Annotated in this window: 16 protein-coding genes and 1 pseudogene; 7 read left to right on the top strand and 10 right to left on the bottom strand. The window is 61.2% G+C overall.

Annotation, left to right across the window (positions count from 1 at the left end; translation table 11 throughout):
• Positions 1-378 precede the first annotated feature (378 nt).
• Together P6U29_RS22930 and P6U29_RS22935 are read right to left on the bottom strand one after the other, a co-directional pair.
• The gene (locus P6U29_RS22930) at positions 379-942 is read right to left on the bottom strand and encodes an ImmA/IrrE family metallo-endopeptidase (RefSeq protein ID WP_407112408.1); all 564 of its coding nucleotides are present in this window, start codon (positions 940-942) and stop codon (positions 379-381) included.
• A 6-nt stretch (positions 943-948) separates the two neighbouring features.
• A complete protein-coding gene (locus tag P6U29_RS22935) occupies positions 949-1,179 on the bottom strand; it encodes a hypothetical protein (RefSeq protein ID WP_407112409.1) in 231 nt (76 codons plus the stop codon).
• Positions 1,180-1,460: 281 nt separating this feature from the next.
• On the opposite strand from P6U29_RS22935, the gene P6U29_RS22940 reads away from it, so the two are divergent.
• The 4 genes from P6U29_RS22940 to P6U29_RS22955 are packed head-to-tail and all read left to right on the top strand — an operon-like array spanning position 1,461 to position 4,475.
• The gene (locus P6U29_RS22940) at positions 1,461-1,889 is read left to right on the top strand and encodes a hypothetical protein (RefSeq protein ID WP_407112410.1); all 429 of its coding nucleotides are present in this window, start codon (positions 1,461-1,463) and stop codon (positions 1,887-1,889) included.
• Positions 1,889-2,395, top strand: a complete 507-nt coding sequence (locus P6U29_RS22945) for a hypothetical protein (protein ID WP_407112411.1) — start codon at positions 1,889-1,891, stop codon at positions 2,393-2,395. Before P6U29_RS22940 ends, P6U29_RS22945 begins: the two co-directional genes overlap by 1 nt.
• Positions 2,392-2,937 carry a Mov34/MPN/PAD-1 family protein gene (locus tag P6U29_RS22950; protein WP_407112412.1) on the top strand — a complete coding sequence of 182 codons (546 nt, stop codon included), beginning with the start codon at positions 2,392-2,394 and terminating at the stop codon, positions 2,935-2,937. Before P6U29_RS22945 ends, P6U29_RS22950 begins: the two co-directional genes overlap by 4 nt.
• Positions 2,928-4,475 carry a ThiF family adenylyltransferase gene (locus P6U29_RS22955; RefSeq protein WP_407112413.1) on the top strand — a complete coding sequence of 516 codons (1,548 nt, stop codon included), beginning with the start codon at positions 2,928-2,930 and terminating at the stop codon, positions 4,473-4,475. The genes P6U29_RS22950 and P6U29_RS22955 overlap by 10 nt, the downstream gene beginning before the upstream one ends.
• 52 nt (positions 4,476-4,527) lie before the next feature.
• Here P6U29_RS22955 and P6U29_RS22960 read toward each other — a convergent pair whose 3' ends face one another.
• The 3 genes and pseudogenes from P6U29_RS22960 to P6U29_RS22970 all read right to left on the bottom strand — a co-directional run.
• Positions 4,528-5,010 (bottom strand): antitoxin Xre/MbcA/ParS toxin-binding domain-containing protein, encoded by a 483-nt coding sequence (locus P6U29_RS22960; RefSeq protein WP_407112414.1) that lies wholly within the window; start codon positions 5,008-5,010, stop codon positions 4,528-4,530.
• A 48-nt stretch (positions 5,011-5,058) separates the two neighbouring features.
• A complete protein-coding gene (locus P6U29_RS22965; protein WP_407119603.1) occupies positions 5,059-5,208 on the bottom strand; it encodes a hypothetical protein in 150 nt (49 codons plus the stop codon).
• Positions 5,209-5,257: 49 nt separating this feature from the next.
• Positions 5,258-5,518: pseudogene (locus P6U29_RS22970) on the bottom strand (transposase domain-containing protein); the annotation flags it as partial.
• A gap of 93 nt (positions 5,519-5,611) precedes the next feature.
• On the opposite strand from P6U29_RS22970, the gene P6U29_RS22975 reads away from it, so the two are divergent.
• Positions 5,612-6,184 carry a hypothetical protein gene (locus P6U29_RS22975; protein ID WP_407112415.1) on the top strand — a complete coding sequence of 191 codons (573 nt, stop codon included), beginning with the start codon at positions 5,612-5,614 and terminating at the stop codon, positions 6,182-6,184.
• Positions 6,185-6,298: 114 nt separating this feature from the next.
• Here the strand turns inward: P6U29_RS22975 and P6U29_RS22980 are convergent, their stop codons facing one another.
• A complete protein-coding gene (locus P6U29_RS22980; RefSeq protein ID WP_407112416.1) occupies positions 6,299-6,508 on the bottom strand; it encodes a hypothetical protein in 210 nt (69 codons plus the stop codon).
• An 82-nt stretch (positions 6,509-6,590) separates the two neighbouring features.
• On the opposite strand from P6U29_RS22980, the gene P6U29_RS22985 reads away from it, so the two are divergent.
• A complete protein-coding gene (locus tag P6U29_RS22985; protein WP_407112417.1) occupies positions 6,591-7,181 on the top strand; it encodes a hypothetical protein in 591 nt (196 codons plus the stop codon).
• Here P6U29_RS22985 and P6U29_RS22990 read toward each other — a convergent pair.
• Positions 7,174-7,440: a hypothetical protein gene (locus tag P6U29_RS22990; RefSeq protein WP_407112418.1), complete on the bottom strand. Its 267-nt coding sequence runs from the start codon at positions 7,438-7,440 to the stop codon at positions 7,174-7,176. The genes P6U29_RS22985 and P6U29_RS22990 overlap by 8 nt on opposite strands.
• Positions 7,441-8,307, bottom strand: coding sequence for an RES family NAD+ phosphorylase (locus P6U29_RS22995; RefSeq protein ID WP_407112419.1), 867 nt, complete (start codon positions 8,305-8,307; stop codon positions 7,441-7,443).
• A 76-nt stretch (positions 8,308-8,383) separates the two neighbouring features.
• Here P6U29_RS22995 and P6U29_RS23000 point away from each other — a divergent pair, with 76 nt between their 5' ends.
• Positions 8,384-9,076 (top strand): hypothetical protein, encoded by a 693-nt coding sequence (locus P6U29_RS23000; RefSeq protein WP_407112420.1) that lies wholly within the window; start codon positions 8,384-8,386, stop codon positions 9,074-9,076.
• Positions 9,077-9,196: 120 nt separating this feature from the next.
• Here the strand turns inward: P6U29_RS23000 and drmB are convergent, their stop codons facing one another.
• A complete protein-coding gene (gene drmB / locus P6U29_RS23005) occupies positions 9,197-11,062 on the bottom strand; it encodes a DrmB family protein (protein WP_407112421.1) in 1,866 nt (621 codons plus the stop codon).
• A gap of 10 nt (positions 11,063-11,072) precedes the next feature.
• Complete coding sequence (gene drmA / locus P6U29_RS23010; RefSeq protein ID WP_407112422.1) at positions 11,073-14,618, bottom strand: DISARM system helicase DrmA; 3,546 nt, start codon at positions 14,616-14,618, stop codon at positions 11,073-11,075.
• Positions 14,619-14,692 lie beyond the last annotated feature (74 nt).

The following is a 14,692-nucleotide window of genomic DNA, read 5'->3' on the forward strand; positions in this document are numbered from 1 at the left end:
CCTCATTCTCGCAGTTTGTAGGCCGCTTAGTTGCCGAGCGCGCTAATCGCGAGCGAAACAAAGAATATTAAGGCAGCGTGGATGAGAGCGTCGAGACCACCATGGCTGAAGTCGCGCAACGACACATAGGCCGGTCCAGCCATAGGCGACAGGAAGAAAGTCAAAAACCAAGCCAAGCGAGCCGCTTGACCGGGAGTGGATGGACCAGTGGTGGTCTGAAATTGCTTTCACTTTGACGATCCATATGCGCGCGAGAGATCATTTATTGTGAATGCGAATTTGGCGTACGGTAGTTTTCCCGGCGCCGGGACATCAGGTTGAGTACCAATTAACGATCGCGCACGGCAGCGCGCACGATGCTGATACGAAACTCGGGGATCAGCGGTCGGAGACCCGTCGCATCTGGATGTCCACGCCTGTCATACGCAAGCGATATTCGCAAAGCGCTTTGCTCACGCCATACTGAACGCCGATCTCAGCGGCGTTTCTTCCGCGCGAGCGGAGGCGAAAGATGCCCTCGCGCGGAAGAAGGAACGATCCGGCATACCAATCGGCTTCCTGTTCCTGCTCATCGGAAAAATCGCTTAGGAGCATAAGGCCCGATGGCGAAACCTCGACGCGCGCAGGAACGTGCCTGAGTTCGATATGGGCGAGCTCATGCATCAGGTCGTAGCGTTGCCGGGTTGCGGCATGTACCGGATTGACGACGACGCCGAACGCGCCATCCTCCTGTATGGTCATGGCGGACCAGCCGTCCTGATCGATCTCCGTCAGTTGCCGTACGGCAGCGGCAGGCAGGTCCAGAACCTCAAAAGCGAGAACGATGATGCCCAGATGCTCGGCGTAAGCCCATGGGTTGAAGGGAACGGTCGTCGACAGTCCGAGCAATTGCCTCGCTGCGGCTGCTGACTTCTCTGCCTGTGCTTTAAAGCCACGCCGCAAGGGACTTCACCGCCCGACCAGATCCTCGCGAGCGCGCATTGCCCGCTGAGCTGCCAGGATCAGCTCGCCGAGTGCCTTCGCAGTCTCCATCTGGACCGTCTTCTTCTTCTTGAAATGGACGACGGCACGGCGTGGGCCAGCGCCCTCCTGCGCCTCATTTGTCTCCATGCCGAGGAATTCGCGCGGATCGCGCTCAATCCATTTGCAGAGCGCGGCGAAGGTCTTGAGATCGGGCATGTGGCCGTTTTCTACCCGGGACAGGGTAGCCGGGCTTACGGCGGCTTCAGCGGCGGCCGCACGAATGCCGCGGCTCCCTCGCTTGGCGGCGACTAGCCTCCCAAACTCCTCGATCGTCAGTGACATCCACGCTCCCTTGCGCAAGCCGCTGCCCGCCTTGACGGCGGGGCGAACAAGCGCTACTGTTTCACTAGTGATACAGATCGCATCATGCCCGATACGCCTTATCTCTGCAACGGCGGTCTGTCAGTCAATGTGCCACCAAACGACGAGGATTCGCAATGTCTGACGGAATGCACGGTGAAGACGGTTTGAAGACGCTCGAACAGATCATCGAGAAGCTGGAACATGCGGAAGCGCGCCTGACCAAGCTTCGTCTCGAAGAGGCTGAAGTCGAGCGCGAAATCCAGGAAGCGCTCGAGGAGTTGAAAGCCTCTGAGCACCATGTGGTTGAGGTTCACGTCGTTCATGTGAACGAGGTAGAAAAGACGTCGTTCAAGGCGCATATCGAAGCGACGCTGCAGGCGATCTGGGACAAGGCTTACCGCAAGCTCGACATCCCGCATCAGCCGAAGGACGTGTTCCAGACCGGCGGCGAGCATCCCAAATCCTTGATGAGCCACCTGTCCCTTTCGCTGAAGGAAGCGAAGGAAACAGGAATCATCGAGAACTACCACTTCGGCATTGCCTCCGAGACTGGGGGCGCCTGATGCCGGCGGCTATCCCGCCCACCATCGATGTCCTGGCCGGCGCTGCCGCGCTCGATCAGGACATTCCTCGCGTCCTTTCCCTGCTCGGAGCGGAGAGCCTCAAGCAGCTCGGCTGGTCGCGCTTCGACAAGCTGACCCTGCTGGTGCCGATGTGGGGCAAAAGCGGGACGACGCGCGACGACTATTTGCTGCGCCTGGGATTTCAGGCCTATCGGCGTTGGCCGCCGAGCGCTCTGTTCGTCAACCCAAGCACCCTCGCCTACCAGTACCCAAACGATCAGAGGTGCGTCCCGCGCCTGACGAGCGAAGAATGCCACACACACACGGCATACGAGAAGCCGGGTGGTGGCCGTATGCAGCTTGTCTGCTGCTCGGCAGTGCTCGAATTCTACGAGGTTCTGCACGACGTCAAGGACGACCATGTCTGGCGCCCGACTGATACGTTCTACAAGACCATCATGGCGATCCAGAAGGCCTTCGGCTCGAACTATGGCGGGAGATCATGACGGTGGACGCCGAAGACAACCTGCGCCGCCCAGCGCCGAAACGCCCCTACGCGCCTGTTGATCAAGTTCTGAAAGTTTCGGCCCAGGCATTGGAGGCAACGTTGTCTTTGCTGCAACGTGCCGGGGATCGCGAGAGCGGCCTCTTCTGGTATGGCGATCGCGATGCGGCGGGGAACGGGGTCGTACATCACGTTGCGGCCCCCCGTCAGGCGATGAGTTGGGGAAACTTTCATATTGCGCCCGAAGCGCTGGCTGAGATCGTGCATCGCCTTCCTCAGGGGTGCAAGCCGCTTGCCCAGATCCACAGCCATCCGGGCGTAAGGGTCGAACATTCGAATTACGATGATCGCATGATGAGCAGCCGGCGCTCTCTCTCGCTGGTGTTTCCCTCTTATGGCGTGTCACGTGCGGGCTTTCCCGAGGGTGTCGGCGTCCATGAATGGCAGATCGATTATTGGCATCTGCTCGATGAGACCGCGGCCCGCCGCAGGATTGTTGCGACCGATGGATCCGTCACGGTCGAGGATCTACGATGGCCGTAGCCGCCGCAATCTCGGACAGGCACCTGCGTGCGGCTGAAGGGTTGTCGGACAAGCCCTTGCATGTCGCGCAACGCGTAAGGATCGCGATGAATGCTGCATGGGCTTCATCCAGGGCGGGACAACTTCTCGCGTGTTGCCTCATCAATCTGTTGGCGCGTCAAGTAGACCTCGTCAGCGAGATCGAGATCCTCATCCCGACGGTGCCGACTGTCATCAGGTTACCGAATGGCGACCTTGCGGACGGCTCCTTGGACCAGACGCTTGTGCGGATCGCAGCATGGGCGGTTGACGACCGTGTCAAAGTATATGCCGCGCAAGCACCCGGGATCGATGTCGACATCACGATCGCGATCGGAGACGATGTGGGCGACGGCAAGGGCATCACCATGTTCGTCATAGGCGACGGCTGGAAAGCGTGGGTTGGCGTGCCCGGGCACGCGCCAAAAGGAATTGTCCCCAACAAATCGAATCCGCTCGGACCGTTCCTAGCTGCGGCTTTGGCCGCCGGCGAAGTTTTCAAACGTGGTCGAGGGCTCGTGCGGGGCCGCTTTCTTACGGCGAATGGCTATTCTCTGTGGACGGGCCAGCAGTCTGATGGTTGGGACGATTTACCGGACGGGCCTAACCTAAGTGGCAAACGGCTGAAGCCGCTTCACGTGGTGGGCGCCGGCGCCGTCGGTAACGGCCTTGCTTACATCCTCGCTTATGCCGAACTTGCCGATCCTTATGTAGCTGTCATTGATGACGATACGTATGACACGACGAGTTTGAACCGGTGCTTGCTCGCCGGTCATGACGATGTCGATGATCCCAAGGTCGACGCGATTGAAGCATCGCTGATTAAACATGGCGTTGGAGCTTACGGGTTCGAAGGCACGATCAGCCGCTATCTCACCGGTGACCGGACAGGCCTTCGGTCCGACCTCGCACGGCAGGCGAGCGACCTCGCCTTCGATCTTGTCGTGTCTTGCGTCGATCGCGGGGGGTCGCGGCAAGACATCCAAGGGCTAGCACCGTCTTCACTCTTCGGCGGCAGCACGTTGCGGCTCGGCGCGCGGTCTGATTTCTATCCAGATCGTCCGGGAGCGGCCTGCCTCTCATGCTTCAACCCTCCGGAACAAGACGGTGAGAGACTGCGGGCTCTCGAGAAGAAGCTTCGCGAGCTCAACGAAGCGCAGCGATCTGCGTTCCTTCATGAACAGGGGATCGACCCGGCCGTTGTTGAGGCTTATTTGGCCAGCCCAAAATGCGGAACGCTGGGCGAAGCCGCGCTGCTCGACCTGGCCACGCGATCGCCGGGCGAATTCTCGGTCGGGTTCGTGTCACTCGGAGCCGCGATCTTGCTCGCATCGAAGCTGTTTCGACAGGTGCTTCTTGGAGCGCCCTCAGAAGGCGGCGACGTCAGCGCCTTGAACTTTCTCAATGGCGGCCTCCAGAGTTCGTTTCTCGCTGCGGATGACCATTGTCATTGGGATTGCAAGCAGCGTCGCGCTAACGGCGAGGGATCGATGCCGGAGGGATCGATGCCGGATGGCTGATCGAGGCGCCAAGCGATGAGCTTGCCGCCTCCCAATGGCTCGACAGAAGGCGTCATGCATAGACGCCGTATGCGAGGCACGTGAGGTACTGTTCAACTAGCTCGATGCCCGCCGGGGTCGCAAGCAGGTCGATCGGGCGACGCTGGTCAAGACCGATGGCCGGACGCTCGAGCCACTGCTCTGCTTCTTCCTGCGAACCGAACACGTCCGTGGCCTTGGCCAGGATTTCGGCAAACTTCCAGGTCCGCCCACTTTGCTCCTGGCTGAGCGGCTTGTCCGGAGCGTCCTTGCGTCGCTGAAAGGTGCGAAGGCTCATTCCGAAGGCTTTTTCCAGCGAGTCCGTTCGAATGAAGATGAGGTGACGGACGAAGTGGGTCAGCGCTGAGCCTGGCGGTCCGTCCAGCAGCAGTTCGTGGGCGTCGAGGGCGCTTGTGATCCGGCGCGACAGGATGCGCGGCCCGCCGAGCAAATCGGCCACCTTCTGCAGATCATTGCCTGGCCCCTTTGGAGCCGGTTTCTCGGCTGCGGCAGGCATAGTAGCTCTCGCGTCACGTGTCGCCTAGCATGTGCCACATGTCGCAAATCAAGCATAGCCCTCCAATGTCTGGCGTTCGCCGCGCTGGCGCGTAGATCCGCGCATTGTCGTCGCCTTGGCCACAGCGCGCTCCGCCGCCAGCTCGTCCTCAGTGGCGTCATTTTCCAACTCTTCGAACGTCAAGGCAAACGTACGCATCGGCGACGGCCTCCGGCTAGGCCGTTTTTTGGCGGAGGGCTGATCGCGCTTAAGCGGCGTGAGCGACGCTTTGAGGCTGCCACTTCCAAGGCAGCAGTTCGTCGATGCGCTTGGCGGGATGATCCGGCAGGCGGGCCAGCACGTCGGCAAGCCAAGCCTGCGGGTCAATGTCATTGAGCTTGGCGGTGGCGATGAGGCTGTAGATGGCGGCCGCACGCGGCCGCCCTCATCGGACCCGGCGAAAGTCCAATTTTCGCCCCACGGCGACCGCCCGTAGCTCACGCTCAGCAGCATTGTTTGACATGCAAATCTCGATGATCTCAGCTGTTTATACCGTAATGACAGCAACTTACAATTGCGCCATCATGTGCGACGAGAAGACTTTCAAACCGATGGCGGGCCTATGTCCAAGGTGTCCAAGCTTAGGGATTTGACGACCAAAGCTGCCTCTGCTGACCATCAGGAGGCTTTCGACGAGCAGACCGCTGACGATGCCGATGACCGAAGCTTCTGCCTGCTCTTATCGGCGATGCTGGAAAACTCGCTCGACCAGGCGAATGACCACTGGATTGGCGAGCAGACTGAAGACGTACGGAAAGCGCTGTACGACCAAGACGGCCTATTGGCCACGTTTGCTCGCAAAATTGCCTTCGTCACCGTCATTGGTCTCGCTGGACCCGTCGCGCGGGAAAATCTCCGCCTGCTGCGCCACGTCCGCAACGCTTTCGCCCATGCGAAAATCCCGATCACATTCGACACGCCGGAGGTTGCTGCCGTCTGTGCCGACCTGGTCCGTATCAACATTTTCGACCCGCCTGAAGAACCCGACCAGTTGCCTGGCCTTACCCCCCGGAAGCGATTCCACGTTGTCGCGAATGAAACCATGATGCGGCTACTCAGCTCGACCGGCTTCAAGGTGCTGTTCTGGGACGACGACGGAGTTGAGAAGACCATCATAGGCGGTGTTCTGCCCTAGTCGGTCGTCATCCCCCTATGTAAGGCAAGGCGTATCGTGCGAGAAGACCGCCGAGCACAGTCCCAAAGCTAACCAGAGCGCCCCACAAAAAGGGTCGGCCGCGGCCCCCAGGTCTTAGACGGGTCGCGAATACTGCGATACTTGATTGCGGCCGAGGGTGGACGCTTGCCCTCGCCCGGCTTGAACCCAAGGGGCTTGGATCTCGGCCTCCAACTGGAGGCGACGAGCGTCTTTGGCTGCCGACAGCAACGCGGTGATATGCGGGTATGCCTCGATCATCTCGTCCAGTGACAGCGCTTTGAAAGTCGCTACGATATTGGCCATGCAACCTCCACGGATGTCAGCCGGAGGCTAGGCTTTGCGCCGAAGACGGCCAAGCGGCTTGGCGAGGTATAAGGGGGGCGGAATGGCGAAGAGGATCAGAGCGCGGGTTCAGGAGACCCGGCATGTGCGCCCGCACAACGATCTCGATGGAGCAGCGCTGTATCTCCAGAAGATTATCAGGGACAAGCTGGCGGCAAAGATCCAGGATAACCTGTTCTATGACTGCATGGCCTGCTCGACCATGATCGCCTTCACTTTCGAGGCCTATCTCAACTTCTTCGGCGCCGAGCTTGTCGAGTCCTGGGATGAGTGGTGGGGCATCGACAAGAAGGAAAAGACGGTATTTAGGACGCTTAAGTTCAAGCCCGACTGGAAAGTGCGCCCGTTCAGCAGCATGCGAGCGATGAAGGAGCTGCGCAACATCTTTGCTCATGCGAAGCCGCAGACCTTCGAGATGGACGAGGTTGTAGAAGCGGATGTCGGCGAATTGGACGGCAAGCGGTATGATATTGGCCCGCAGTGGGAGAAGGACTGCATGCCCGAGCCCGTCCTCGCCGCCTATGATGACCTGAAAGTAGTCTGGAGAACGATGTTCGAGGCTTCAGGGCTGACGATGTTTGCAGCCATGGACCACGGTGACGGCGGCATCACCTTCATCGAGCACGTCAATTGATAGACGGGTCAGGCTTAAAGCGCTCTCCACTCCGGTTGAACCCGCTTCCCCCGGTGAGGATGAGGATTTTGAATGCGACTGCTTTGTCGCTGCTGAAAATGCATCGGCCTTCACTGCACCAGCCCGTCCACCACACATCGCCGAACCCTTCGACATGCTCAAGAGCGTTCTTGAAGCCATCTTCACAGATATCGACGACGCACCACTGCTCTGGCTCGTTCATGGCTTTACAATAAAAAAGGCGTCTAGCGATCGCCACTTAACCCTTCGCGGCGGCAGCTTTCGATTTGCTTTCATCGGTGACACGCTTGGGGCTAACGAAGTATGTATTGCCCGACTCTCTGAAGTCGAAGCGAATTGAATTGGTACTGTAAAGGCCGCAGTTTATTACGTCGGCGTCAGCGAGATTGAAGAGTGCTAGATTGTAGCCCTTGTCAGTCAGCAGGCTCTTGTAAACGATCCCATCAAAACCAGCCGCTTTGAAGAGTTCGGCTAATATCTGCGTCGCGACATATTCCCTTGCCTCCACGTCTTTGCTGACAGGGGTCGCAAACGCTTGATCGATGGCAATCCATATGCCGTCGTCCCGAGTAAGATCTGATTTGCCAATCACCTTGACAAAGCTTCCCTTAGCGTGATGCCTCGAGCAGTCGATGACAGTCAACTCACGATTGACCTGAAGCTGCGCAAGAGAAATGGTCGCGCCAATCCATGGCCGGACTTCGGCAAGTGCCGTGTCGCGATCGTCGGCGACATACAAGCAGGGGATGCCGCGCGGATTTGCCCTGCCTTCACTTTGCCAATTAGGGATCGGCTTCATCCCTTCCGCTCTGTAAGGCCGATCCTCTTCAACAACTGCTGTGATTTCGCCATCAGTTTGTTCTACTTCCTGCCATTCACACCCAAGACGTGCTCTCCAAAAGATGCGATCCTTCGGAATAGTGAGCTTCCGACTGGGGCACGACGCCAGCACCTCGTCAAGGAAGCCGTTGGCAGACGGCGATCTAACGTAGCGCAGGTCAGACTTAACGGACTGCACGAACTGGTCGTAGCTGTGCCAGCCCTGCCAAGCCGGTCCAAACCAGTCTTCCTTGTCGTCGAGCACGTTGACAACACCTTCAGTCATGCCTCGCTCCCTCGCACTGTGATAGTATGCCCTAACATGCGCTAATCAAGCCGCGAACGTAGGAGACGAGAGTCGGATGGGTAACCCAGCACACTATAGCCGCGAAGTGCCAAGCCGATGTTTACAGCTCATCGACGGCCTTTGGCCATATGTGGAGGGGGTCTTTCAGTCGGACCGGCGCGACCTCGGCCCTCTCACCAGCACATTTTTGATTTCGATGTCGTATCCAATCATCAATTTACCGATTGAGAGGATCGAACGGCACAGTTCTAAGCAAGAGCAAGGGTATGCCGACGATAGGCATGTTGACCTACACCTCGCGGCCACGGTCTGGCGAGATCTAGGGGGCCAGAAGTTGAAGGACGCTCCCTTCTTTGCGCCAGACGTGTGGAGCTATTGCCAATCCGAGGTGTTTAACATCTCGAGCGGTCTGCCGGAGCAATATGCTGAGATACTAGCTTCGCCGCTGGCCCACGCGAGCGCTGGCGATCTCGAGACTTCAAAATGGTGCAGCGCTCTAAGGAACGCGCTGGCCCATGGTGGGATCGCTTACCTCAATGGCAACGGTCGCTATGCCTATGAAGCTCCAGTGAGCATGTACCTGTTTGTTAGTGGACGCTATCGCAAAGAGAAAGAGGAGGATCGACCGATGCTGGTCGGGCTCAATCTCCTAAGAATTAAGGAAGCCGACTACCGGAATTTCCTCCGAAGCTGGGTAAACTGGCTGCAGGTTACCAAGATTGAAGCAACTCTAGATGATGCCGCCTAGTCAAATGTCGGAAACGCAAGTCGATGCTTTCAAGAAAGTCGAAGACGCCCGTACACGCCGGGTAACTCTTGGCGATCCCGGCCTAGGCCCGCCGGAATATTGTGTTGAAGCGGATCTGCCTCACCCCAGCAACGGAAATCCATCGCCCAGAACCGTTCGGGTCAGAAGTCCTCGGTCGAGCCGGGTATTCCGCGCCTCACAGGAGGTCTCGGGGATTAGCAAGCAGGCGTGACATGCCGCGCCTTGGAGCGGATATTCCTCACTGCCTTCGCTGTGCTCGGCGCAGATCGGGTCGTTGGAGCAGAGGGCGAGACTGCGGGTGGCGCGGGTGAGTAGCTCGCCGGCGCGCTCGGCCATGTGGCTGAGGCCGCCAAGTGTGCCCTGCCCTCCGGCGGTGGAGGTGTAGATCAGGATGCCGAAGCGGTCGGCCTGGGCGGGGCCGGTGGCGTAGATGCGCTCCTTCAATGATGACAGCGGATAGCCGCATTCGAGCGCGAGCTCGGCCATGAACGCGTGCGACAGCGAGTGCAGCGCCCAATAGGCGATGCCGCGGTGCTTAGGCGGGCGGTTGAAGCGGGCGGCGTCGCGGTGCTCGCGGTCACGCAGGGTCATCGCCTTTTCGACGATCTCCTTGGCGTCGAGCCACTGCTTGAGGAATTCCGGCGCGACGTGGAGGAAGATGCCCTCGCCGAGCTGCTCGATCGCAGGCAGCCATTCGACATTGCGGGCAAGGTCGGCGCCGTTAACCGCGAGCTGGATCTCGTCAAGCTCGCTTTCGGCTGGGGTCGGCGGCGGCTCCAGGCGGGTGAAGCCGTAGAGGCACGTCACCTCGCGCAAGCGGTGGACTCGCACCACGTTGGTCAGAAACGCATCCCAGGGCGGCTGCAGGCCGAGCGAGGCCTTCGGCAAGGTCTCGGCGTAGAAGAACGATCCACCGCCATCGCTGCCGATCTGCGCCGCGCCCGTCGCCATCATATCGAACTCGGCAATGTGCGGGTGCTCGTTCGGGTTTGCGCCGGAACCATCGTCGCTGACCAATGCCTGCATGATCTGGTCGTTGGAGAAGTCCTTGAAAGCATCCTTCAGTTGAGGAATGACTCTCAAGACATCGATGAAGTTCGGCAAGACACGAATGCCGTCGATCGTCGTCTTGTTCTCCGCAATCGTCTGCCGCAGCTTGTCATTCGACTTCGTCAGCGAAATCACCGTCACCGTCTGCGGAAAATAGGTGTTGGTCGCCGACCGCGGCAGCAGCCGCAGGGGTTCATTGCACGTCTCGCTCGCGTCGCGCCGCGGCGTCAGCCACGGACTGTGACAGTCGCATGTGCCGAGAAACTGCGGCTTGTAGAGATCGGCCATGCTGATCGAGGCGCCGCAGGTGCACTGGACCGAGATGTCGGAGGGATCGGAGCTGACGCCGCGTTCGACCCAGTAGAGCGGCTTGCGGCAGGACTGGTCCTTGCCGCGGTGGGTGAGATAACGCCAGGCAATGTCCTGGAGATGGCCCCTGGTGCAGGCGCCGACGAAGCGGATTGGGTTGACACCGATCTTGCTGCCGATGCCGGTGTAGGACAGCTTGCCGCCGCTGGTCACATCCAGCTCAGAGAATTCGACCATGCGCCTGCGCTTTTCGTTTCCCGCAGGTGCCCCCGCCGGCACCACGGCCGTCCCATTCGCCGGCGCCTCGTTGACCAAAAACCAGCCGGGAAACAGCCGGACCCCGACCCCCGGCGCATTGCTATCGCGGCGGTCCTCGTCGAACATCGGCGGGTGCCGCAGGCCCGCAAAAGTCGGGCTGAGCTTGGTGCCGAGCTGCTGCTTCAGCAGCGCAACCAAGCGCTCCTCCTCCACGGGTTTCCAGTTCGAGCCTTTGTAGTCCCAGTCCTGAAGACCGCCGATGACCACGGCATTGTCCGGCAGGTCCATCATGGCGCCGGGGCCGTAGGTCAGCAGAAGCTGGCTGAAGTTCTGAGTGATGTCGGCCATGAATAGTCCATTATCCGAGAAGGCTGCCGTCTGGCTTCCTGAGCTTCAGCAGCGAGACGGGTTCGGTGTCGCGCATCGAGCGGCCGGCGATGAACCACTCCCGCTCCGGGTCCATGTTCGGCTGCTGGTCGAACGGATCCTGCAGGAGCCGCCGAACTGCCTGCTGGCCAGCATAGGCGAACTCCTCGCCGTTACGGGTCTGCTTGTCGGCAATCTTGATCCAGGCGTCCTCCAGCTCATCGAGCCGCGCGAGGCACCGCGCGATCGCCGCATTGTCCACTCCGGCCACCTGCATCTTGGCTTCGATCACCGCTCGGACACGCTGATAGGCGGTGGGCTCGTCCGCCACCTTGTCGACAGCCTTGTTCGGCGTGAGACTTGGCGCAACGTGCCGCTGGGCCGCCACCAGGGCCGCGGCCAGCGCCCGATCAAGCGCGCGCGGCGCAAACGGCGTGACGCTGGTGGCCTCGACCGCGCGATAGAAGCTCTGGTGAAAGGCGCGGAACTGCTCGTAATGGGTCCGGTCCCGCGGCTTGTGGATGTTGAGCAACGTGACGACGACGCCGGGCTTGTGGCCCTCGCGGCCGACCCGCGAGGTCGCCTGGATGTACTCGGCCGCGGTCTTGGGCTGGCCTTGCACCACCATCAGTCCCAGCCGGCCGATGTCGAGACCGACTGAGATCATGTTGGTCGCCATCGCGACATCGACCGCGTTCTTGTCGGACACTGCAAGCCCGAGCCGCGCCCGCGCCTCGGAGACCTGATCGGTCGAATAACGCGAGGTGAGCTCCTGGATCTCGCGCAGCACCCGGTCGGCGAACGGCGCACCCGACGGCGCGCGACGGGTGCGCAGACGGCCGTAATTGGTTAGATGTGCGCGCACCTCGTCATCCACGATGCGGCGCGCACCGCCGAGCTCGCGCAACGCGTTGAAATAGCACAGCGCGGTCAGATAGGGATCGGCCGGATCATCTTTGCCGCCGCTCGACAGCGCGGCTGCGCCCGACAGCAGCGTCTGCAGTGCGCGCAGGAACACCAACTTCGGCCCGCGGCCCGGTGATGCGACACCGAGATAGAGCCGCGATGGCGTCTTGCGATCTACTTCGGCAAAGAACGAATCGTCGCGGCTGACTCCCGGCGGCGGAAAGATCGCAGTGCGGTCGCGGCCGAACAGATTGCGTATCTGCGTCTCGGCGCGGCGCACGGTCGCCGTCGAGGCGACGATCTTCGGTCCCCGCCATGCGCCATTGATATTGCGCGCGGCCAAAAGGTCGAATGCGGTCTCGTAGAGCGCGGCAACGGTGCCGAGCGGCCCGGAGATAAGATGCAGCTCGTCCTGGATAATGAGGTCGATCGGCCGCAGCTCGGCCGGAAGCCGCGTGCCGCCCGGCACCGCGGCGCCGTAGAAGCCGCTCGCGTCGCTACGCTCGACATGGCCGAAGAAGGCGCCTGCCCGGCCCTCCCATGGCACATTGGCGAATTTGTCGACGGTTGCGATCATAAAGGCCGGAAGCCGTCGGTAGATCTCCTCGTCGACGACCACGATCGGCAGCCTATCACTGCCTGAGAAGGGACAGTCGATCTCGTAGCAGCGCAAGTCGAGCCGTTGCGGGTTCGCCGCCGTGGGATGCAGCGAGAACGCATTGTCCTCCAGCTTACCGCCGCACCACGGGCAGTTCTTCAGCGGCGCCGGCGCCGGGCCCTTCTTCTTCTTGTACTGCTCTAGCCAGTAGATGGCGGTGCCTTCCTTCCGGTTCTTGGCATCGCCGAGATTATTTGGCGTGGCTCCGCCGCCGACCCACAGTCCGATCTCGATTGGCCAGTCGCCAAGACGCTTCTTCTCCTTGCGCTCCAGTTCAAGGGCACAAACCAGACCGGCCGCGCGCTGCAGCTGATCGAGCGTCAGCAGGCGCAACGTGTAGCGCATCACCACCGACAACCCAGCGCCTTGCAAGCCGGGATTGTTGAGCCGCCGGCGCGCGATTGCGAGCGCCGCGAGGCCAAGATAGGCCTCGGTCTTGCCGCCGCCTGTTGGAAAGAACAAGAGATCGACGATCGGCCGGTCGGAGTGACTGGGATCGACCAAGCCGTCGAGGTTGAGCAAGATAAAGGCAAGCTGGAACAAGCGCCATGTCGGCGCCTTCTGCTGCTCGGGCGGCTTCTTGTTGGTCGCCGCACCGCGCTGTCGGTTGGCGCGCTCCATAACCCGGTTCATGATGCCGAAGGCTTCGCGGCTGTACGGATCGGCAATTAGCCGCGCAAGCCCGGATTCGATGCGCTTACCGGCGGTCGCGATGTCCTCGAGGCATTTCTCCGCGACCTCGCGGCGGCGTTTGCCATCGATGCCCGGCACGAACGCCGCCTGCTTCTTCGCCCAGTCCTCGTATTCCGTCGGAAGACCCGACAGCGCCGCCTTCAGCGTGCCGGCATCCTGCGCAGCCTCGGCGAGCGCGGCCATGCTGCGCTCGACACCGCCGATGTCGATGTCGGCGCCGAGCTTTTCGACCTCCTGCATCGGCAGCGGATTGGTGAAGACGGTGGTCACGCGCTGTTCGCCGTTAGGCACGATCCAGTCGCCGGAGGTGTTGTGACCGATGGCGTAGCTGCAGACGTTGTGATAATGCAGGTCGGCCAGCCGCTCGTCGAACTCGTCGGAGTCATAGGAGGCGCGGTCGTCGCGGCGCTCGAATCCGCCAGCAACATCGAGCTGCAGTCGGGCCTGGAAGCAGAACGCGACATCACGAAAGCGCATCGGTAGCGGCCGGGCATTGACTAGGAACACGGAGACCGCCAGCAGCTCGCGCTTGATCCCGTCGATATCGGCGGTGTCGATCGGCCGCGCTGACACGACGAGCTCGAGGCCGCCACCCGGCGCCATCGGCGAGGCGCTGTTTTGAACGATGATCCGCTGCGGCACATCGCCGATCCGAATCTTGATCGGAATGGTTTCCTCACGCGGGATCCGGCGCCAATCCAGCGAGTCCCATTTCGGCGTCTTCGGAAGATCACCGCGCGCCTCGGCATCCGCGCGCGCAGCTTCAAGAAACACTGCGTCGTCGAGCCGCGGCTCGGTGACGTAGTCACCCCAGCTCACCCGCGCCTGTAATTCCGTCGCGTCACGCGGCAGCAGCACGGTGAGCCCGATCGACGATGGCTGGAACGAGCGCATCGGCGGCGGCTCCGGATTGCCCTCGTCCGGCGCATCGCCCTTACCTTGCGCGACTTCCGACAGGCTCTCGCTGGCCCGCTGCGCGTCGATCAGATCCTCGGCCTTGTTTTCCGCCGCGATCTCGTCATCCGCAGTCGTCGCGCCCCATGCCGTGCCGGTGTCGCGCTTCGGTCCGAGGAAGCCAGTAAGGTACCAGGTGGAGGGCGCGACCCCGGCAAGCACCTCGCGCGCGAGGTCAGGGTCGAGATCGGGATGCGGCCCGACCAGGTCGCGGCGCAGCAGGTCGAGCAAACGCTCGCGCACCGCCACCGGCGTCGCCGGCTTCGGTAGACCGGAAAGCCGGTCGGTCAGCCCATCCTGTGGCGGCATCGGCTCCGCTGAGGTCATGTGTCCCCCCAAGTCTCAAGTAACGGCTTGGACCTGCAAGCCATATCATCCCGGTCGCTGATGGCAATCGGCGG

Origin of the sequence: Bradyrhizobium sp. LMG 9283, assembly GCF_045571415.1 — a bacterium.
Taxonomy (GTDB): domain Bacteria; phylum Pseudomonadota; class Alphaproteobacteria; order Rhizobiales; family Xanthobacteraceae; genus Bradyrhizobium.

What these genes read in the sequence shown, in the direction of transcription:
- P6U29_RS22960 (WP_407112414.1), bottom strand. Translation starts at nt 5,010, where the DNA reads ATGCCTGCCGCAGCCGAGAAACCGGCTCCAAAGGGGCCAGGCAATGAT.
- P6U29_RS22980 (WP_407112416.1), bottom strand. Translation starts at nt 6,508, where the DNA reads ATGGCCAATATCGTAGCGACTTTCAAAGCGCTGTCACTGGACGAGATG.
- drmB (WP_407112421.1), bottom strand. Translation starts at nt 11,062, where the DNA reads ATGGCCGACATCACTCAGAACTTCAGCCAGCTTCTGCTGACCTACGGC.
- P6U29_RS22965 (WP_407119603.1), bottom strand. Translation starts at nt 5,208, where the DNA reads ATGCGTACGTTTGCCTTGACGTTCGAAGAGTTGGAAAATGACGCCACT.
- P6U29_RS22985 (WP_407112417.1), top strand. Translation starts at nt 6,591, where the DNA reads ATGGCGAAGAGGATCAGAGCGCGGGTTCAGGAGACCCGGCATGTGCGC.
- drmA (WP_407112422.1), bottom strand. Translation starts at nt 14,618, where the DNA reads ATGACCTCAGCGGAGCCGATGCCGCCACAGGATGGGCTGACCGACCGG.
- P6U29_RS23000 (WP_407112420.1), top strand. Translation starts at nt 8,384, where the DNA reads ATGGGTAACCCAGCACACTATAGCCGCGAAGTGCCAAGCCGATGTTTA.
- P6U29_RS22975 (WP_407112415.1), top strand. Translation starts at nt 5,612, where the DNA reads ATGTCCAAGGTGTCCAAGCTTAGGGATTTGACGACCAAAGCTGCCTCT.
- P6U29_RS22945 (WP_407112411.1), top strand. Translation starts at nt 1,889, where the DNA reads ATGCCGGCGGCTATCCCGCCCACCATCGATGTCCTGGCCGGCGCTGCC.
- P6U29_RS22950 (WP_407112412.1), top strand. Translation starts at nt 2,392, where the DNA reads ATGACGGTGGACGCCGAAGACAACCTGCGCCGCCCAGCGCCGAAACGC.
- P6U29_RS22940 (WP_407112410.1), top strand. Translation starts at nt 1,461, where the DNA reads ATGTCTGACGGAATGCACGGTGAAGACGGTTTGAAGACGCTCGAACAG.
- P6U29_RS22955 (WP_407112413.1), top strand. Translation starts at nt 2,928, where the DNA reads ATGGCCGTAGCCGCCGCAATCTCGGACAGGCACCTGCGTGCGGCTGAA.
- P6U29_RS22995 (WP_407112419.1), bottom strand. Translation starts at nt 8,307, where the DNA reads ATGACTGAAGGTGTTGTCAACGTGCTCGACGACAAGGAAGACTGGTTT.
- P6U29_RS22935 (WP_407112409.1), bottom strand. Translation starts at nt 1,179, where the DNA reads ATGCCCGATCTCAAGACCTTCGCCGCGCTCTGCAAATGGATTGAGCGC.